11 protein-coding genes and 1 pseudogene are annotated in these 13,541 nt (G+C 47.7%); 9 read left to right on the plus strand and 3 right to left on the minus strand.

Features of this window, described 5'->3' with window-relative positions:
- Window positions 1-173: 173 nt before the first annotated feature.
- Window positions 174-788, plus strand: a complete 615-nt coding sequence (locus AC506A_RS26110) for a DUF47 domain-containing protein (protein ID WP_495463924.1) — start codon at window positions 174-176, stop codon at window positions 786-788.
- A gap of 18 nt (window positions 789-806) precedes the next feature.
- Window positions 807-1,805, plus strand: a complete 999-nt coding sequence (locus tag AC506A_RS26115) for an inorganic phosphate transporter (protein ID WP_495463925.1) — start codon at window positions 807-809, stop codon at window positions 1,803-1,805.
- A 145-nt stretch (window positions 1,806-1,950) separates the two neighbouring features.
- On the opposite strand, the gene AC506A_RS26120 is transcribed toward AC506A_RS26115, so the two are convergent.
- Window positions 1,951-2,583, minus strand: coding sequence for a hypothetical protein (locus AC506A_RS26120; protein WP_495463926.1), 633 nt, complete (start codon window positions 2,581-2,583; stop codon window positions 1,951-1,953).
- A 236-nt stretch (window positions 2,584-2,819) separates the two neighbouring features.
- On the opposite strand from AC506A_RS26120, the gene AC506A_RS26125 reads away from it, so the two are divergent.
- The 4 genes from AC506A_RS26125 to rlmD all read left to right on the plus strand — a co-directional run bounded on the left by AC506A_RS26125 (window position 2,820) and on the right by rlmD (window position 6,589).
- Complete coding sequence (locus AC506A_RS26125; protein ID WP_090978952.1) at window positions 2,820-3,110, plus strand: YerC/YecD family TrpR-related protein; 291 nt, start codon at window positions 2,820-2,822, stop codon at window positions 3,108-3,110.
- Between the two features lie 4 nt (window positions 3,111-3,114).
- Window positions 3,115-3,954: a sirohydrochlorin chelatase gene (locus AC506A_RS26130; RefSeq protein ID WP_495463927.1), complete on the plus strand. Its 840-nt coding sequence runs from the start codon at window positions 3,115-3,117 to the stop codon at window positions 3,952-3,954.
- Window positions 3,955-4,140: 186 nt separating this feature from the next.
- Window positions 4,141-5,055 carry a diacylglycerol kinase gene (locus tag AC506A_RS26135; protein ID WP_090978955.1) on the plus strand — a complete coding sequence of 305 codons (915 nt, stop codon included), beginning with the start codon at window positions 4,141-4,143 and terminating at the stop codon, window positions 5,053-5,055.
- A gap of 73 nt (window positions 5,056-5,128) precedes the next feature.
- Complete coding sequence (gene rlmD / locus AC506A_RS26140) at window positions 5,129-6,589, plus strand: 23S rRNA (uracil(1939)-C(5))-methyltransferase RlmD (RefSeq protein ID WP_495463928.1); 1,461 nt, start codon at window positions 5,129-5,131, stop codon at window positions 6,587-6,589.
- Between the two features lie 170 nt (window positions 6,590-6,759).
- Here rlmD and AC506A_RS26145 read toward each other — a convergent pair whose 3' ends face one another.
- Window positions 6,760-7,518, minus strand: a complete 759-nt coding sequence (locus tag AC506A_RS26145) for a site-specific integrase (RefSeq protein WP_495463966.1) — start codon at window positions 7,516-7,518, stop codon at window positions 6,760-6,762.
- Window positions 7,519-7,590: 72 nt separating this feature from the next.
- A pseudogene (locus AC506A_RS26150) lies at window positions 7,591-7,719 on the minus strand (tyrosine-type recombinase/integrase); the annotation flags it as partial.
- A gap of 504 nt (window positions 7,720-8,223) precedes the next feature.
- On the opposite strand from AC506A_RS26150, the gene AC506A_RS26155 reads away from it, so the two are divergent.
- From AC506A_RS26155 to AC506A_RS26165, 3 genes are all read left to right on the plus strand, one after another.
- Window positions 8,224-8,514 (plus strand): hypothetical protein, encoded by a 291-nt coding sequence (locus AC506A_RS26155; protein WP_495463929.1) that lies wholly within the window; start codon window positions 8,224-8,226, stop codon window positions 8,512-8,514.
- Window positions 8,515-9,648: 1,134 nt separating this feature from the next.
- The gene (locus tag AC506A_RS26160; RefSeq protein ID WP_495463930.1) at window positions 9,649-10,632 is read left to right on the plus strand and encodes an AAA family ATPase; all 984 of its coding nucleotides are present in this window, start codon (window positions 9,649-9,651) and stop codon (window positions 10,630-10,632) included.
- Window positions 10,632-13,232 (plus strand): S8 family peptidase, encoded by a 2,601-nt coding sequence (locus AC506A_RS26165; protein WP_495463931.1) that lies wholly within the window; start codon window positions 10,632-10,634, stop codon window positions 13,230-13,232. The genes AC506A_RS26160 and AC506A_RS26165 overlap by 1 nt, the downstream gene beginning before the upstream one ends.
- Window positions 13,233-13,541 lie beyond the last annotated feature (309 nt).

The raw sequence follows: 13,541 nt of genomic DNA on the forward strand, positions 1-13,541 counted from the left end.
AGTGCACGGAAGCCTCAAATGAAAATATTGAACGGAATTTGAAAATAAGTCATAAAACCTTTACATTCCCTTAACAATTGGGTTGTAAACTGTGTTAAGATATTGTCGGTTTCATATGGCAATTGTTGAAATTTACCGGCAACCAAATTAGCGCGATAGCGAAGGGGATAGTTATGTTTAAGAAAAAGAACGATGTGTTCTTTACGACACTGGAAGCGATGGCCGATACGATTCTGGAAGGCGTGCTCTACTTTGAGCAAAACGTCTCTAAAATCAAAGATGTCGGACAGTTTGCGAAAACAATGAAAGAGTATGAGAGCAAATGCGACCGTCATGTACATACGATTCTGACTGAGCTAAACAAAACGTTCATTACGCCAATTGAGCGTGAAGATATTATGAAACTTACAACATCGCTTGATGATGTGCTTGATGGCATTGAAGCTTGTGCTTCCCGTTTCGAAATGTACAACATTACGGAGCCGGACGAGTATGTTACCTTGTTCGCAGAGAACATCCTTCGCTGCGCGCAGCAAATCAAGAAAGCGATTTACCTGCTCTCCGAGAAGAAGCTGCTTGCCATGCGCGAGCCTGCTATCCATATCAACGAGCTTGAGAACCAAGCCGATGACCTGCTTCGCATCAGCGTAAAGAGCTTGTTCGCGAACGTGAAGGACCCGATTGAGCTGATCAAGCGTAAAGAGGTTTATGAGCGTCTGGAGCAAACGACCGACTATTGTGAGGATGTCGCAAACACACTCGAAACCATCATTATGCGCAACAGCTAAGGAGCGGGACGAGCAGGTATGGACATTTACATTTGGGTCGGCATCGTTATTTTTCTAGCACTCGGTTTTGACTTTATTAACGGATTCCACGATACAGCGAACGCAATCGCGACGACCGTGTCCACGCGGGCATTGTCGCCGCGGAAGGCGATTCTCCTTGCGTCCGTGATGAACTTTGTCGGGGCGATCATGTTTACAGGCGTGGCGAAGACGATCGGGGGCAAGATCGCGAATCCGGCTACGCTTGACCATGGCGTGCAGGTTGTAGTTGCGACGCTGATCGGGGCGATTGCATGGAACCTGCTGACATGGTGGTTCGGTATTCCATCTTCATCTTCACATGCTTTGATCGGGTCGTTGACCGGGGCTGTTGTCAGCTCTGCGGGACTAGACGCTATTAATGGCAGTGGATTTATCGATATCTTAAAGGCACTTATTCTTTCGCCGCTCATTGCATTCGCCGGAGGCTTTATCGTGATGTGGATCTTGAAGCAGATTTTTGCCAAATCCAGTCCGCATCATGTCAATAAGGTGTTCCGCTCGAGTCAGATTCTGACGGCGGCGTTCCAATCGTTCACGCATGGTACGAATGATGCGCAGAAGGCGATGGGGATCATCACGTTCGCGCTCGTTACAGCCGGCATCCAAGATAATACGGACCATATTCCACTGTGGGTTAAGATTTCCGCAGCTACGGCTATGGCGCTTGGTACTTCGATCGGCGGCTGGAAGATCATCAAGACGATGGGTACGAAAATTTTCAAAATCGAGCCGATCAACGGCTTCGCGGCAGATATTACATCGGCAACCGTTATCTTGACGGCAACGATGACGCATTTGCCGGTTAGTACGACGCATGTTATCACGTCTTCCATTCTCGGCGTGGGCAGCGCGAAGCGCTTCTCTGCCGTGAAATGGGACTTGGCGGGTAAGATTATCATCTCATGGATCATCACGATTCCGATTACGATGATTCTTGCGGCATTGATTTATCAATTGATTGCGTTGTTTATCTAAAAGAAAAAGGCTGGGAGCCTCGTCGATGCGCATGGTGCGCATGGGGCTTTCAGCCTTTTTGCTGTAGTAGGCGCTGGCGCGGGGCATGAGAAAGGCCGGACCCACAGGTGGATGTGGGTTCCCGGCCTTTCTAGTGCTGGTGTGGTTATCTGCGCGGGCGTCTGCGGCGGCCACCGGGTGTTACACCGGATTTGCCTGTGGTACGCCGACGCTTCCTCTTGCGGCGCTTCGGTGGTGCGTCATCGTCGTCGTCAGTGCTAGTCACGGATGCGCCTTTCTTCCCGAAGGAGCCCGCGAGTACTTTGATCAGCGGTGCCATCTGGGAGATGCTGCCGACGACCTTCTGCACCTTGCCCATCGTGGTCACAATACCGTCAATTCCGCCCATGCGATCAACTACGCCTTTCAGGTCATTGAGGCTGGTGGCGAGGTTGAAGCCGGACTTGGTGTCGGTCTTGGCTTCGGACTTGTTGGCATCGATCTTCCCTGCTTCAATTAGAGCTGGGAGATTGCCGTCGGACTCCGGAAGCGGTATAATTTGCTGGCCTGACGCCGGCCCAATCGTAATCGATGGGACACCGGTCGAGAACTCGGGGGATGGGAATGGGACCGGTGTTTTACTGAGCCCGATGCTCTTGTTGTTCAATCCTTGAAAGGGATCGGATATGCCTGGAAAAGGACTTTGCTGCCGCTCGTTATGCAGGCCTTGACCTTGCCCGCCGCCGCTCTGGCTCTGCTGCTCGTAGCTGCCGGCGGGTGGATCATAGCGGTATTTCACGCAGATCACAACCTTTTTTGGCGTTTTATATAGTAGTCTATGGGATAGGCAAACATACGGACTGGACGAATGCCCGTATTTTCGGAATAAATTTCCGCTGATGTTGGGGAACATTGGCCGCTGGTCGTGGGCCGAGTTGGCCTTCTGTTCTGTGAAGCGCTACAACGGTGATGCTTGAATAATAGTAGAGAAACGAATACAATTAGCTTAATAGTTCAAGTAGGAGTGTGCGGACGATGCAATTAAAGAAGCTGAATGACAAGACGTTCGACCAGCTGTTTGAAGCAATTCTAACGCTGGAGACGGTGGAAGAATGTTATGTGTTCTTTGATGATTTGTGTACGGTAAACGAGATCCAGTCGCTGTCCCAGCGGCTTGAAGTGGCACGCATGCTTGGCAAGGGTGCGACATATAATCAGATTGAAGCAGAAACCGGCGCAAGCACGGCGACGATTTCGCGCGTGAAGCGGTGCCTCAACTACGGCAACGACGGGTACAAGATGGCGCTGGAGCGCGCAGGGCGCTAACGCGATGAAGTTTGGTGTGTTAGTGATTAGTCACGGCTCGCGCGAGGCGGGCTGGGTGAAGCTTGTTGATGAGGCGGTAGCGGCGGTTGGTGTAGGGGGAGAAGGTGGCGCTGGTCGTGGTGACGAGCAAAACCGTAGTAACCCTGCTGGCGCCGATGTGCCGGTAGTCTCGGCTTTTCTGGAGATTGTAGAAGGACGTCTGATTCAAGACGGCATAGATCAGCTAGAAGCGGAAGGCGTGACGGAGCTCTACGTCCTTCCGCTTTTTGTGTCGTCTGGCAGTACGCATGTGGACGACATTGCACAGGCGTTCGGCGTTTCGCCGGTATCGGCGGAGCGCCGCGGTGAGCTGGCGCCGTTTCGGGTTGGCGCGGGCATGAGCGTACGCTTCGGCTTGCCGATCGACGACGACGCGGATATTGCCGAGCTGCTGCTAGGCAATATTGCGGAGCTGTCGGCGGAGCCCGCGCGGGAGCGATTGCTGCTCGTCGCGCATGGTTCGCGCGAGGCGGTCTTTCACGGCCGCTGGCGAAGCGGCATGGGGCAGCTCGCGGCGCGTGTTCGCGAGCTTGGCGGGTTTGGCGGCGCGGACATTGCGATGCTGCTGCCGAATCAGGCAGCCTGCAAGCTGCGTGCGCTGCAGCGGCGATACCCAAGTGACTCGTTCCTCGTCGTGCCTTTATTTCTGAGCGAGGGTTATTTTACAAGAACCGTTATTCCGGGTCGGCTTAATGGGCTGGCTTACCGGTACAATGGCCGCGCGCTGCTGCCGAATCCGTACATTGTACGCTGGATGGAGCGTCAGATCGAGAGCTGGCTGAGTGAGCTGAATAGTGCGAGATAACGTCCTTGTGGGTGCTGGGAATAACTGGCGTGGGGCGTTTGGGAAGTTCGCCATTTAGGTGTATAGTAGAGGGTAGAGAACTTGAGAAGATACGGGCAGCAGGATGCTTGACGGTTGCCGTGTTTACGGATGCGCGGAAGGCGCTGCCGTGCACGGTCCGGAGTGAATGTGCCGGAGGTGGACTAGGTGACGATTAAGAGGGCGAGATTGATCTATAACCCGACATCGGGTCGGGAAGAAATTAAGAAGCGGCTGCCGGATATTCTGCAGCGGCTTGAGCGCGGCGGCATCGAGACGAGCTGTCACGCCACCGTGAGTGAAGGCGACGCGACGATTGCGGCATCTGAAGCTGCGGACCGCGGCTTCGATATGATCATCGCGGCCGGCGGCGACGGGACGCTGTATGAAGTGATCAACGGCTTGGCGGAGAAGGACGTACGGCCGCCGCTTGGGATTTTGCCGCTGGGGACAACGAATGATTTTGCCCGGGCGCTTGGCATTCCGAAGCATTGGGAGTACGCGTGCGATCTCATCATTCAGCAGTACACGAAGTCGATCGATCTGGGACGGGCGAATCAGCGGTATTTTATCAATATCGCGGGTGGTGGCTCTTTAACGGAGCTGACCTATGAAGTGCCGAGCAAGCTGAAGACGATGATCGGGCAGCTGGCCTATTATATGAAGGGTCTTGAGAAAATGACCCGCCTGCGGCCAACGGAGCTGCGGCTCCAGGCTAAGGAGATCGGCGAGATCCATGAGGAGATTATGATGTTCCTCATCTGTAACAGCAATTCGGTCGGCGGCTTCGAGAAGCTGGCACCTGAGGCGAGCTTAAGCGACGGCCTGTTCGACGTGGTCGTGCTGAAGAAATGCAACCTCGGCGAATTCATAAGGCTTGCGTCACTGGCGCTGCGCGGCGAGCATTTGCATGATCCGCATGTGGTGCATTTTCAGACTCGGGAGCTTATCGTCACGACACCGGATTACGTGCAGCTGAACCTGGACGGCGAGTATGGCGGCACGCTGCCATGTACGTTTACCGTGCTGCCGTCACATTTGAACATTATCGTAGATGAAGCGGGCAATTCTACTTATAAATAAACGGAACGAAGCAAATAGATGGATAAGGCTAGGCGAGACAACTGACTGAGGAAAACGGAGCGGGTTAAGAACAATGAGCAACAACAAGGTAAAAGTACCGACAGTAAGCAAAAATGATGAAGTCGTCGTCGACATTGTCGGCTTGACGCATGAGGGCGAAGGGGTAGGCCGTGCAGACGGCTTTACCCTTTTTATACAGGGAGCCCTTCCCGGCGAACGCGTCCGTGCGAAGGTGCTGAAGGTGAAGAAGACGTATGGCTACGCGAAGCTGCAGGAGCTGCTGGTAAAGAGCACGGACCGCGTGGATGCGCCATGCCCGATCTATAAGCAATGCGGCGGCTGCCAGCTGCAGCACCTGAGCTACGAGGCGCAGTTGGTGTGGAAGCGGCAGCATGTGGTGGACAATCTAGAGCGGATTGGAAAGCTGCGGGTTGCTGGGGCGGACGGCGAAGCGGATGCAGTGATCGTCCATCCCACTGTTGGGATGGACGAGCCATGGCGCTATCGGAACAAGGCGTCCGTGCCGATGGGCATGGCCGCTTTGGCAACTGGGGGAGATGGAGACGGACTCTTCTCGGAGGAGCGCCTGATCGGCGGCTTCTACGCGAGAGGCAGTCACCGCATCATTGATATGGACGAGTGTATGATTCAGCACTCGCACAATGACGATATTGTGGCGCGTGTGAAGGCGATCGGCCGCGAGCTTGGCATTTCGGCCTATAACGAAGAGACAGGCCGCGGGCTGCTGCGTCATGTGATGACGCGTGTTGGTTTCGTATCTGGCGAAGCGATGATCGTGTTGATCACGAATGGCCAGCATATCCCTCAAGCGGAGCGCTGGATCGAGATGATCCGTGAAGCTGTGCCTAACGTGAAGAGTATCGTGCAGAACGTGAACAAGCGCGATACGAATGTGATCTTCGGTGATGAGACCCGCGTGCTATGGGGTAGCGAGGTTATCTATGATGAGCTCGATGGCATTCGCTTCGCTATCTCGGCGCGATCGTTCTATCAGGTGAACCCTGTGCAAACGGTGGAGTTGTATCGTAAAGCTGTTGAGTATGCTGCGCTAACGGGTAAAGAGCGGGTTATCGATGCTTATTGTGGCATCGGTACGATTTCACTGTTCTTGGCACGACAAGCCGGCCATGTATATGGCGTCGAGATCGTGCCGGAGGCGATTGCGGATGCGGAGCGGAATGCGAAGCTGAACGAGATTGATAATGCTTCGTTTGAGGCTGGCCCAGCTGAGGTTGTGATCCCACGCTGGAGGAAGGAAGGCATCGTGCCCGACGTGATCGTTGTCGATCCACCGCGCAAAGGCTGTGATGAAGCTTTGTTGGATACGATCCTTAAGATGCGTCCGGAGCGTGTGGTGTATGTGTCGTGTAATCCTTCGACACTGGCACGCGACTTGCGCGTGTTGGAGGGCGGCGGGTACTTGACGGTTGAGGTGCAGCCGGTGGATATGTTTCCGCATACGACACATATCGAAAGCGTCTGCTTGCTAGTTAAGACTAATACAACTGCTTAAAAGTCCTTTATTTATAAGGATTTATACAGTGATACAGACCGATTTAAGTGACTGCAACAGGTGCGATTTTCACGGATTGATGTGAATCTGATGTGAAATAGTATGATAATAGATGCGAAGACAAATGAAATTCGATAAATTCAAAGGGAAGAAAGACGCTGGGAGAAAGCTTATCCCAACGTCTTTTTAGCATTCAGATAGAACAGATTTTCAAACTTATCAGCAGCAGCTTGATCGGCAGATTGGAGGACATGACCGTAGATGTTCATTGTTGTGGTGATGCTTCCATGACCGAGCCGTTCGGAAATTATCTTAGCATGAACACCTTGGTTAATGAGAAGTGTGGCAGAGGTATGGCGCAGATCGTGGAACCGGATATATCGGAATCGGTTCTTCTTGATGAATTGACGGAACCATAGATATGGGCGCTCATGATGGAATGCCGATCCGTCCGCATGGGAGAACATGAAGAAGAAATCGCCGCCCTTCCAGGCATCACCGAGCTTGTCCCGCTCCTTCACACGATAGGCATAATATTCTTTTAATTCAGCTTGTGCAGATACCGGCAGTGCGACTTTCCGTTTAGACTTCTTTGTCTTCGGCTCCTTTACGACGATCTCACCTTTTAAGGCGTGAACGAGGCTTTGAGAAACGTCAATAAAGCCATTCTTCCAGTCCATGTGCTTCCACTCAAGGCCAAGCAGTTCACCGCGCCGCATTCCTGTGGTTAAAGCCAGTGTAATCATCACGCGCCAGTGGTACGGTTCTTTCTGGAGCGCTTCAAGGAGCTGCTGCACTTCCAGTTCGTCATAAGGGACGATTTCCTTGTAAGTGACTTTAGGCTTTTGCACTGAACCGACAGGATTTTGTTTGATGAATTGCCACTCTACGGCTCGCTTCATGATGTTCTTCAGGATACGATGATTCATCTGGATCGTGCCGGAGGCTAGACCGCCTTCCTTCGCATCGCCGCGCCCGCCATCTTGTCCGAGTTTCTCCAGAAAGTCCACAATGTGAATCGGCTTAATATCTTCCAGTTTCATATGACCAAAAGCAGGCAGAATACGATTCTTCAAATTTGACTCATAACCGTACAGCGTTTTAAGTTCCAGTTGCTTGTTTGCATACTTAGACCGCCATTCGTCATGCGTCTAGCTTGTATATACGCGCTGTTGGATAAATCTCTCGTTGTCCGTGAGGAAGACTTAAAAGCTGCACTTGCCATATGGAAGTACTGTTATAAATCTGTTGTGTTTATCTTCGGCGAGCAGAACATGCAACATGATCCAGTGATTGGCCGTATTCTGGAGGCACTTAAGGCAAGGCCAGAAGGATTAAGCTGTACAGAAATATATGTTGATGTATTTCAGAAGCATAAAGCTTCAAAGGCAATACAAACTGCACTAAAGAGCATGGCTGAAAGTGGTCTGATTATTGTCGAGAAAGTAAGCGGTAGAGGCAGACCTAAAGTTTTGTACCGCCTTGCGTGTTGATTTTATTTAATGCGTAATTAATCCGTAATTGATGCGCACGAATATAAACCCAAAAACCATCGCCATGACTGGGTTTTTGGGTTTAATACGCTTAATACGGTTTTTGCGCAAGGTTATAAAAACATTTCAAAAAGGTGCCCTATGCCGACGGTAAACGAAATCATACAACAAAACGAAATCGAGCGTAGGAACAAGTTAGCACTAGCTGCTGGCTTCCTCTCACTGCTCTCTGGCGAAGTGTATGAAGCTCAATATAGACCCTCGTCCCATGTATTCGTTATGCACGTTGAGCTTGGCTGGAGCTCGTGGCGTGAAACTTGGCAAGCAGGGCGTCTTCGTTCTGTGTCCACAAAGGTGCTTGCAGAGCGCGTGACGTTTGAAATTGCTCTTCAGAGGGCGAAAGTATACCTGGATTTTATTAAGACTATTTAGTCGAAGAAACGAACAGGTATGACGTAAGATGATATGAGATTGGCTGATCTCTCGAAAAAAGTCAATTGTGACCGAGAGGGTCGAATAAGCATCTCGCCATAGCATTAATTTAATGAGAGATTGAAAGGTTTCCAGCTTGTGTGATTGGTAAGCTGCATCAATGTTGAACATTGTTGAGATACTCATACTATAAGAGAAAGAGGGATCGTATGCCCGCTCCCGTTAAGTATAATTGGCCGGCAGCTGAACAGTGTTATTTGAACGCACCGGATGATTACCCCCGCCTGACAATTAAAGACGTTAGCACCCACTTCAACATCCCATATCAGACCGCTAGACGATATGCAGCTAAGCACAGTTGGATGGTGCGACGTGATGATGTTTGGTATCTCGCTCGCAAGCAAAATTCACCTCGAATGAGGAGATCATATCCTTTTTCGAGATCGTTAGTGGCGCTACTGAACCGGCATTGATATGCTACAAAACCTGATAAAACTTAACATTTCTCGCGCGCACTGAAGCACCATTTACACAAACTCGGTGAAATAGAGAATAGACATACAAATTCAATTTGAGGCTGCCGAGCTTACGGTATTGATTATCCTGGAGTGTGGCAAAATTGACGCTGCCGCCGCCTGTCGTAAGCAGGTGTGGATTGAAACCCAGTGAATAATACAAAAAATGGTCTAATGCAACGTTTACCTATGGGCGAAGAAGTTGATTACTATAACCAAGAGAAAAGTGAATTAGCCACTCGATGAATTACGTGGCAAGTACTATCTATTTAAGCTAAACTGTCGCGAATCTTTTAGTTTACAATCTTGGTGTGTTACATTCCATTGAATACCTTCCAATAGAAGGCTCATTGTCCCAGCAGATGACGCCATGTCTAATTCCAAGCCTTGTTCATCAAACTCAACCATGTAACTGTCTGGTTATTGGGGTTTCCCGGAGGATGCCACGGAAGCGCCTTAATGAACTGAAATGAACAGTATGAAACTGCGTTAAACTGTATCAAAAGAACTTGTCACGAGTGATTGGAGTAGTTACAGACACATGAAAAACATTTGACCAGAACATAATCAAATAACATATAATAAATGTATCTGAAATCCTTGGGAAGGAGGTAACTGTATGAATGGTGCGCTAATGAAAAGACTTTTTCGAGCAGTGTCGAATGGTAATCAAGAAGACTTACAAAAAATTGCACATATTATAATTGCTGATGAAGAGAAAAAGGGTCATATTCAATTAGCGAGCGAATTGAAAAATACCTTGAAGCCGATTGTTAAACATGAACCCGAAAATATATTTCAATTAAAGCCTCAAACTTTAAGCTTACTGCCTAAAAGCAAGAGAAATGATACACCGCTTACAAGCTACTTCTCGCCCGATCAACTTCAACATGAGATGATCCTTCCCCGAGTGGTTGAGGATCGATTTAATCGGATTGAAAAAGAGTATGCAGCTCGAGAAAGGCTTGCTTTGTATGGATTAAAGCCTCGGAAGAAAATATTAATGTATGGTCCACCTGGTTGTGGCAAAACTTTAGGCGCTCAAAGACTGGCATGGAACACGGGGTTACCTTTAATTAAAGTTAGATTTGAATCCCTGATATCTTCTTTCTTGGGAGAGACCGCCATAAATTTACGCACTATATTCGATTCTGCAGCCCAAACACCATGTGTGATTTTTTTCGATGAATGCGACTCAATTGCTAAGTCCAGAAGTACATCACAAGAAGTTGGAGAAATAAAGCGGGTGGTGAACAGCTTTTTGCAATTTCTGGATGAGTATGATTCGCCAGGGCTATTAGTAGCTGCCACCAATCTGACAGAAGAATTAGACCCAGCTATCTGGCGAAGGTTTGATGATGTTTTTGAAATTCCAAAACCAGGACCAGACGAACTGAAGCAGTTAATAAAAATGACATTGTCATCTATGTCTACAGAACGTTTCGGCTGGAATGAAATACTTCAATCAGCTATTGGTTTTTCTGGTGCACAAATCGTCAGGGCAGCTCAGGATGCTGCAAAGCAAATTATCCTCGATGCTCAAGATGTAGTAACTCATGATGCATTATTAAGAGCTGTCAGAGAAAACAGGAGCGTAGAGTAATGGCTGAGAACAATTCCTTCCAACATATCCAATTACGATTAATAACAGATGCTCCGGTTAGACCGAGTCCGCCCAGAGTAATAACCAGGAATACTCATACTGATCAGCTTCGAACAACAGGTCGCGTGCAACACGTTCAAACTTTATCCCAAAGTCGACTAACATTATTGGAAGAACGGCGGCTAATGGAACAAGGAAGACAACAAGACAACCTCCCGGAACTTCCAGCGGCGTTGTCTCTTTTTTTACAAATTGATCCTCGAGAATTGCCGATAGAGAAATTAAGGAGCTACGGAATTGAAGTAGTTAGCGAATTGGAAGATGGTTTTATTATTGGAGCTTCTGCAGATACATCTTTGGTAACGCTTAATCAGAAAATCGAACGATTTGCACAAGGAGCACAGCATCAAATTGCAGGCTTGTGGAATATTGTCAATGGAGAGGCATGGAGATATGATCATATACTTTCCGAGGCATTAAGACAGGAATGGCATACTATACAGGACCATCAAACATTTGTAGTTGATGTAGGTATCGCTTGTCTTGGAACGGAAGAGTTTCCTGAGCATCCAAAAAACAAAAGAGCCCAATATAACTCGCAAGAAGCATATAATAATGCGATCACTCGATGGGAGAATAAGAAAAACGAAATTTACGAACGATGGGATGAAAATTTAGATACCCGATATCAGCAATTAATGCGGGTTGTTCGTGCCTACGAAGGTGAGGATATGAGTGGCTACATGACCGAAAGTGTTGACGAAGATGTAGCACTACCAGATAGTTTTACTGTGCGACTGAGAATATCAGGGCGTGGTTTGAAAGATATAGTACGAACTTTCCCTTACGTCTTTGACGTTTCAGAAGCTGAACAAATGAATGCACCTTTTAATGTTGGTGAAGAAGGAATTACAGAAGATCTACCGGGGATAACATTGCATCCACCGGATGAGGATGCTCCTACAATATGTGTAATTGATAGTGGTATCCAGGAAAGACATGTGTTGTTAAGGGCGGCTATTGATGATTCTTCATCGTATAGTTGGATAAATAGTCCGACAGATGTTGCAGACGGAGTTAGTGGTGGCGGTCATGGAACTAGAGTAGCGGGAGCCGTTTTATACGCGAATGATATTCCTTCATCTGGAGATAAGTATCCTGTGTGTTGGATTCAGAATGCTCGGGTTCTGGATAACAACTGTATGATGCCGAATTCATTATTTCCTCCAAAAATAATGAGAGATATAGTTAATCACTTTTATCATGGTCCTCGTAATACTAGAATTTATAATCATTCAATAACGGGAACGTACCCATGCCGTACAGTTCATATGAGCTCTTGGGCTGCGACAATGGACATATTAAGCTGGGAAAATGACATCATCTTTATAGTTGCAACCGGAAATTTATCGAGGAGTAATCAACATAGATCAATCATAAGGTTAAGTATTAGTGAGCAAATCCAGCGGGGGATAAATTATCCAGATTATCTATTAGAGCCTTCGAGTAGAATAGCTAACCCTGCTCAAAGTCTTCAAGCTATTACAGTTGGTTCTATTGGAATAGCCGAACTCGATGATTTATACAGAAGTTTTTCAAATCATACTGAACCATCTAGTTTTTCATGTACTGGACCAGGTGTGTTTCAGACAATAAAACCAGAAGTTGTTGAGTACGGTGGATGTTATGCTTTCGATCAAGGCACTCCTCCTGCTATTGTATTAAATCATCATTTGTCTCCACAGCTGGTTTGTTCTACTTTACATGGCGGACAAGCTATAAGGAGGGATCAGGTAGGTACTTCATTCGCCGCTCCAAAAATTGCTAATGTATTAGCATCAATCCAAAAGACTTTTCCATCTGAATCTACATTGTTATATCGTGCTTTGCTAATTCAGTCGGCAAGGTGGCCAGAATGGGCGGAAAATCATCCGAATAAAGGAAATGTTATTCGGCATATTGGTTACGGATTGCCGGATATCGAAAGAGCAACAGTAAACACTCCTCATCGAATTACACTAATTACACAAGGTGAAGCACGAATAGCTAGTAAGCAGGTTCATATTTATGAAATCAAAATACCAGAAGAACTTCGCAGACCAGGCGAAGAACATAATATAAGAATAGATATCACTCTATCTTATAAAGCACAACCTCGTAGGACGCGGAGAAATCGACAACGCTATCTTTCCACTTGGTTAGAGTGGCAAACAAGTCGCAGAAATGAAAGCATGGAATCATTTTTAGAACGAATGATACAAATAGCAAGTGAAGATTTGAACCCCGACAGGATAGAGGATCGAGGTACAACTATTTCATGGATGATTGGCCAACAAAGCAACCATGGACTAGTAAAGGGTTTTAATAGGAATGATAATACTGTACAAAAAGATTGGGCTTCTATTAAATCACATGAATGGGATAGTGGTTTCTATATTGCTGTTATTGGTCACAGTGGTTGGAATCAAGATATGAGTTCAACAGTGCCTTATTCCATGGCTGTCACGTTTGATGCGGTAGATGAGGAATTGGAAATTTATGTACCGATTGTAGTGGAAAACGCAATTGAAGTAGAACTTGAGGCAGAGGTAAATCGATAAGGCAAACTTTTTCATATAATGGCAATGACCTTATAGCCACATTGTACAGATATTTCTTCCCGTAACATTCCCAGCGTTGGCAAGATTGGAGATCATAGCCAGTCACGTCACTGTAAGGCTTTTACAAGGGCCACTAATTGCCTAAATTACAGCGGCATTGATGGTTCTATTCTTAAAGACTTCGGCGTTGAAGTTCTCCTTGGTAACTTCAACAATCTGAAACCATATATCGTAAATCTACTTATGTTTGCTGGATGACTTCCATTGGAGTCATGCAGCTCTTTTTTTTTACCTAGTTTGTTACAATCG

This window comes from Paenibacillus sp. N22P23 (genome assembly GCF_059383735.1).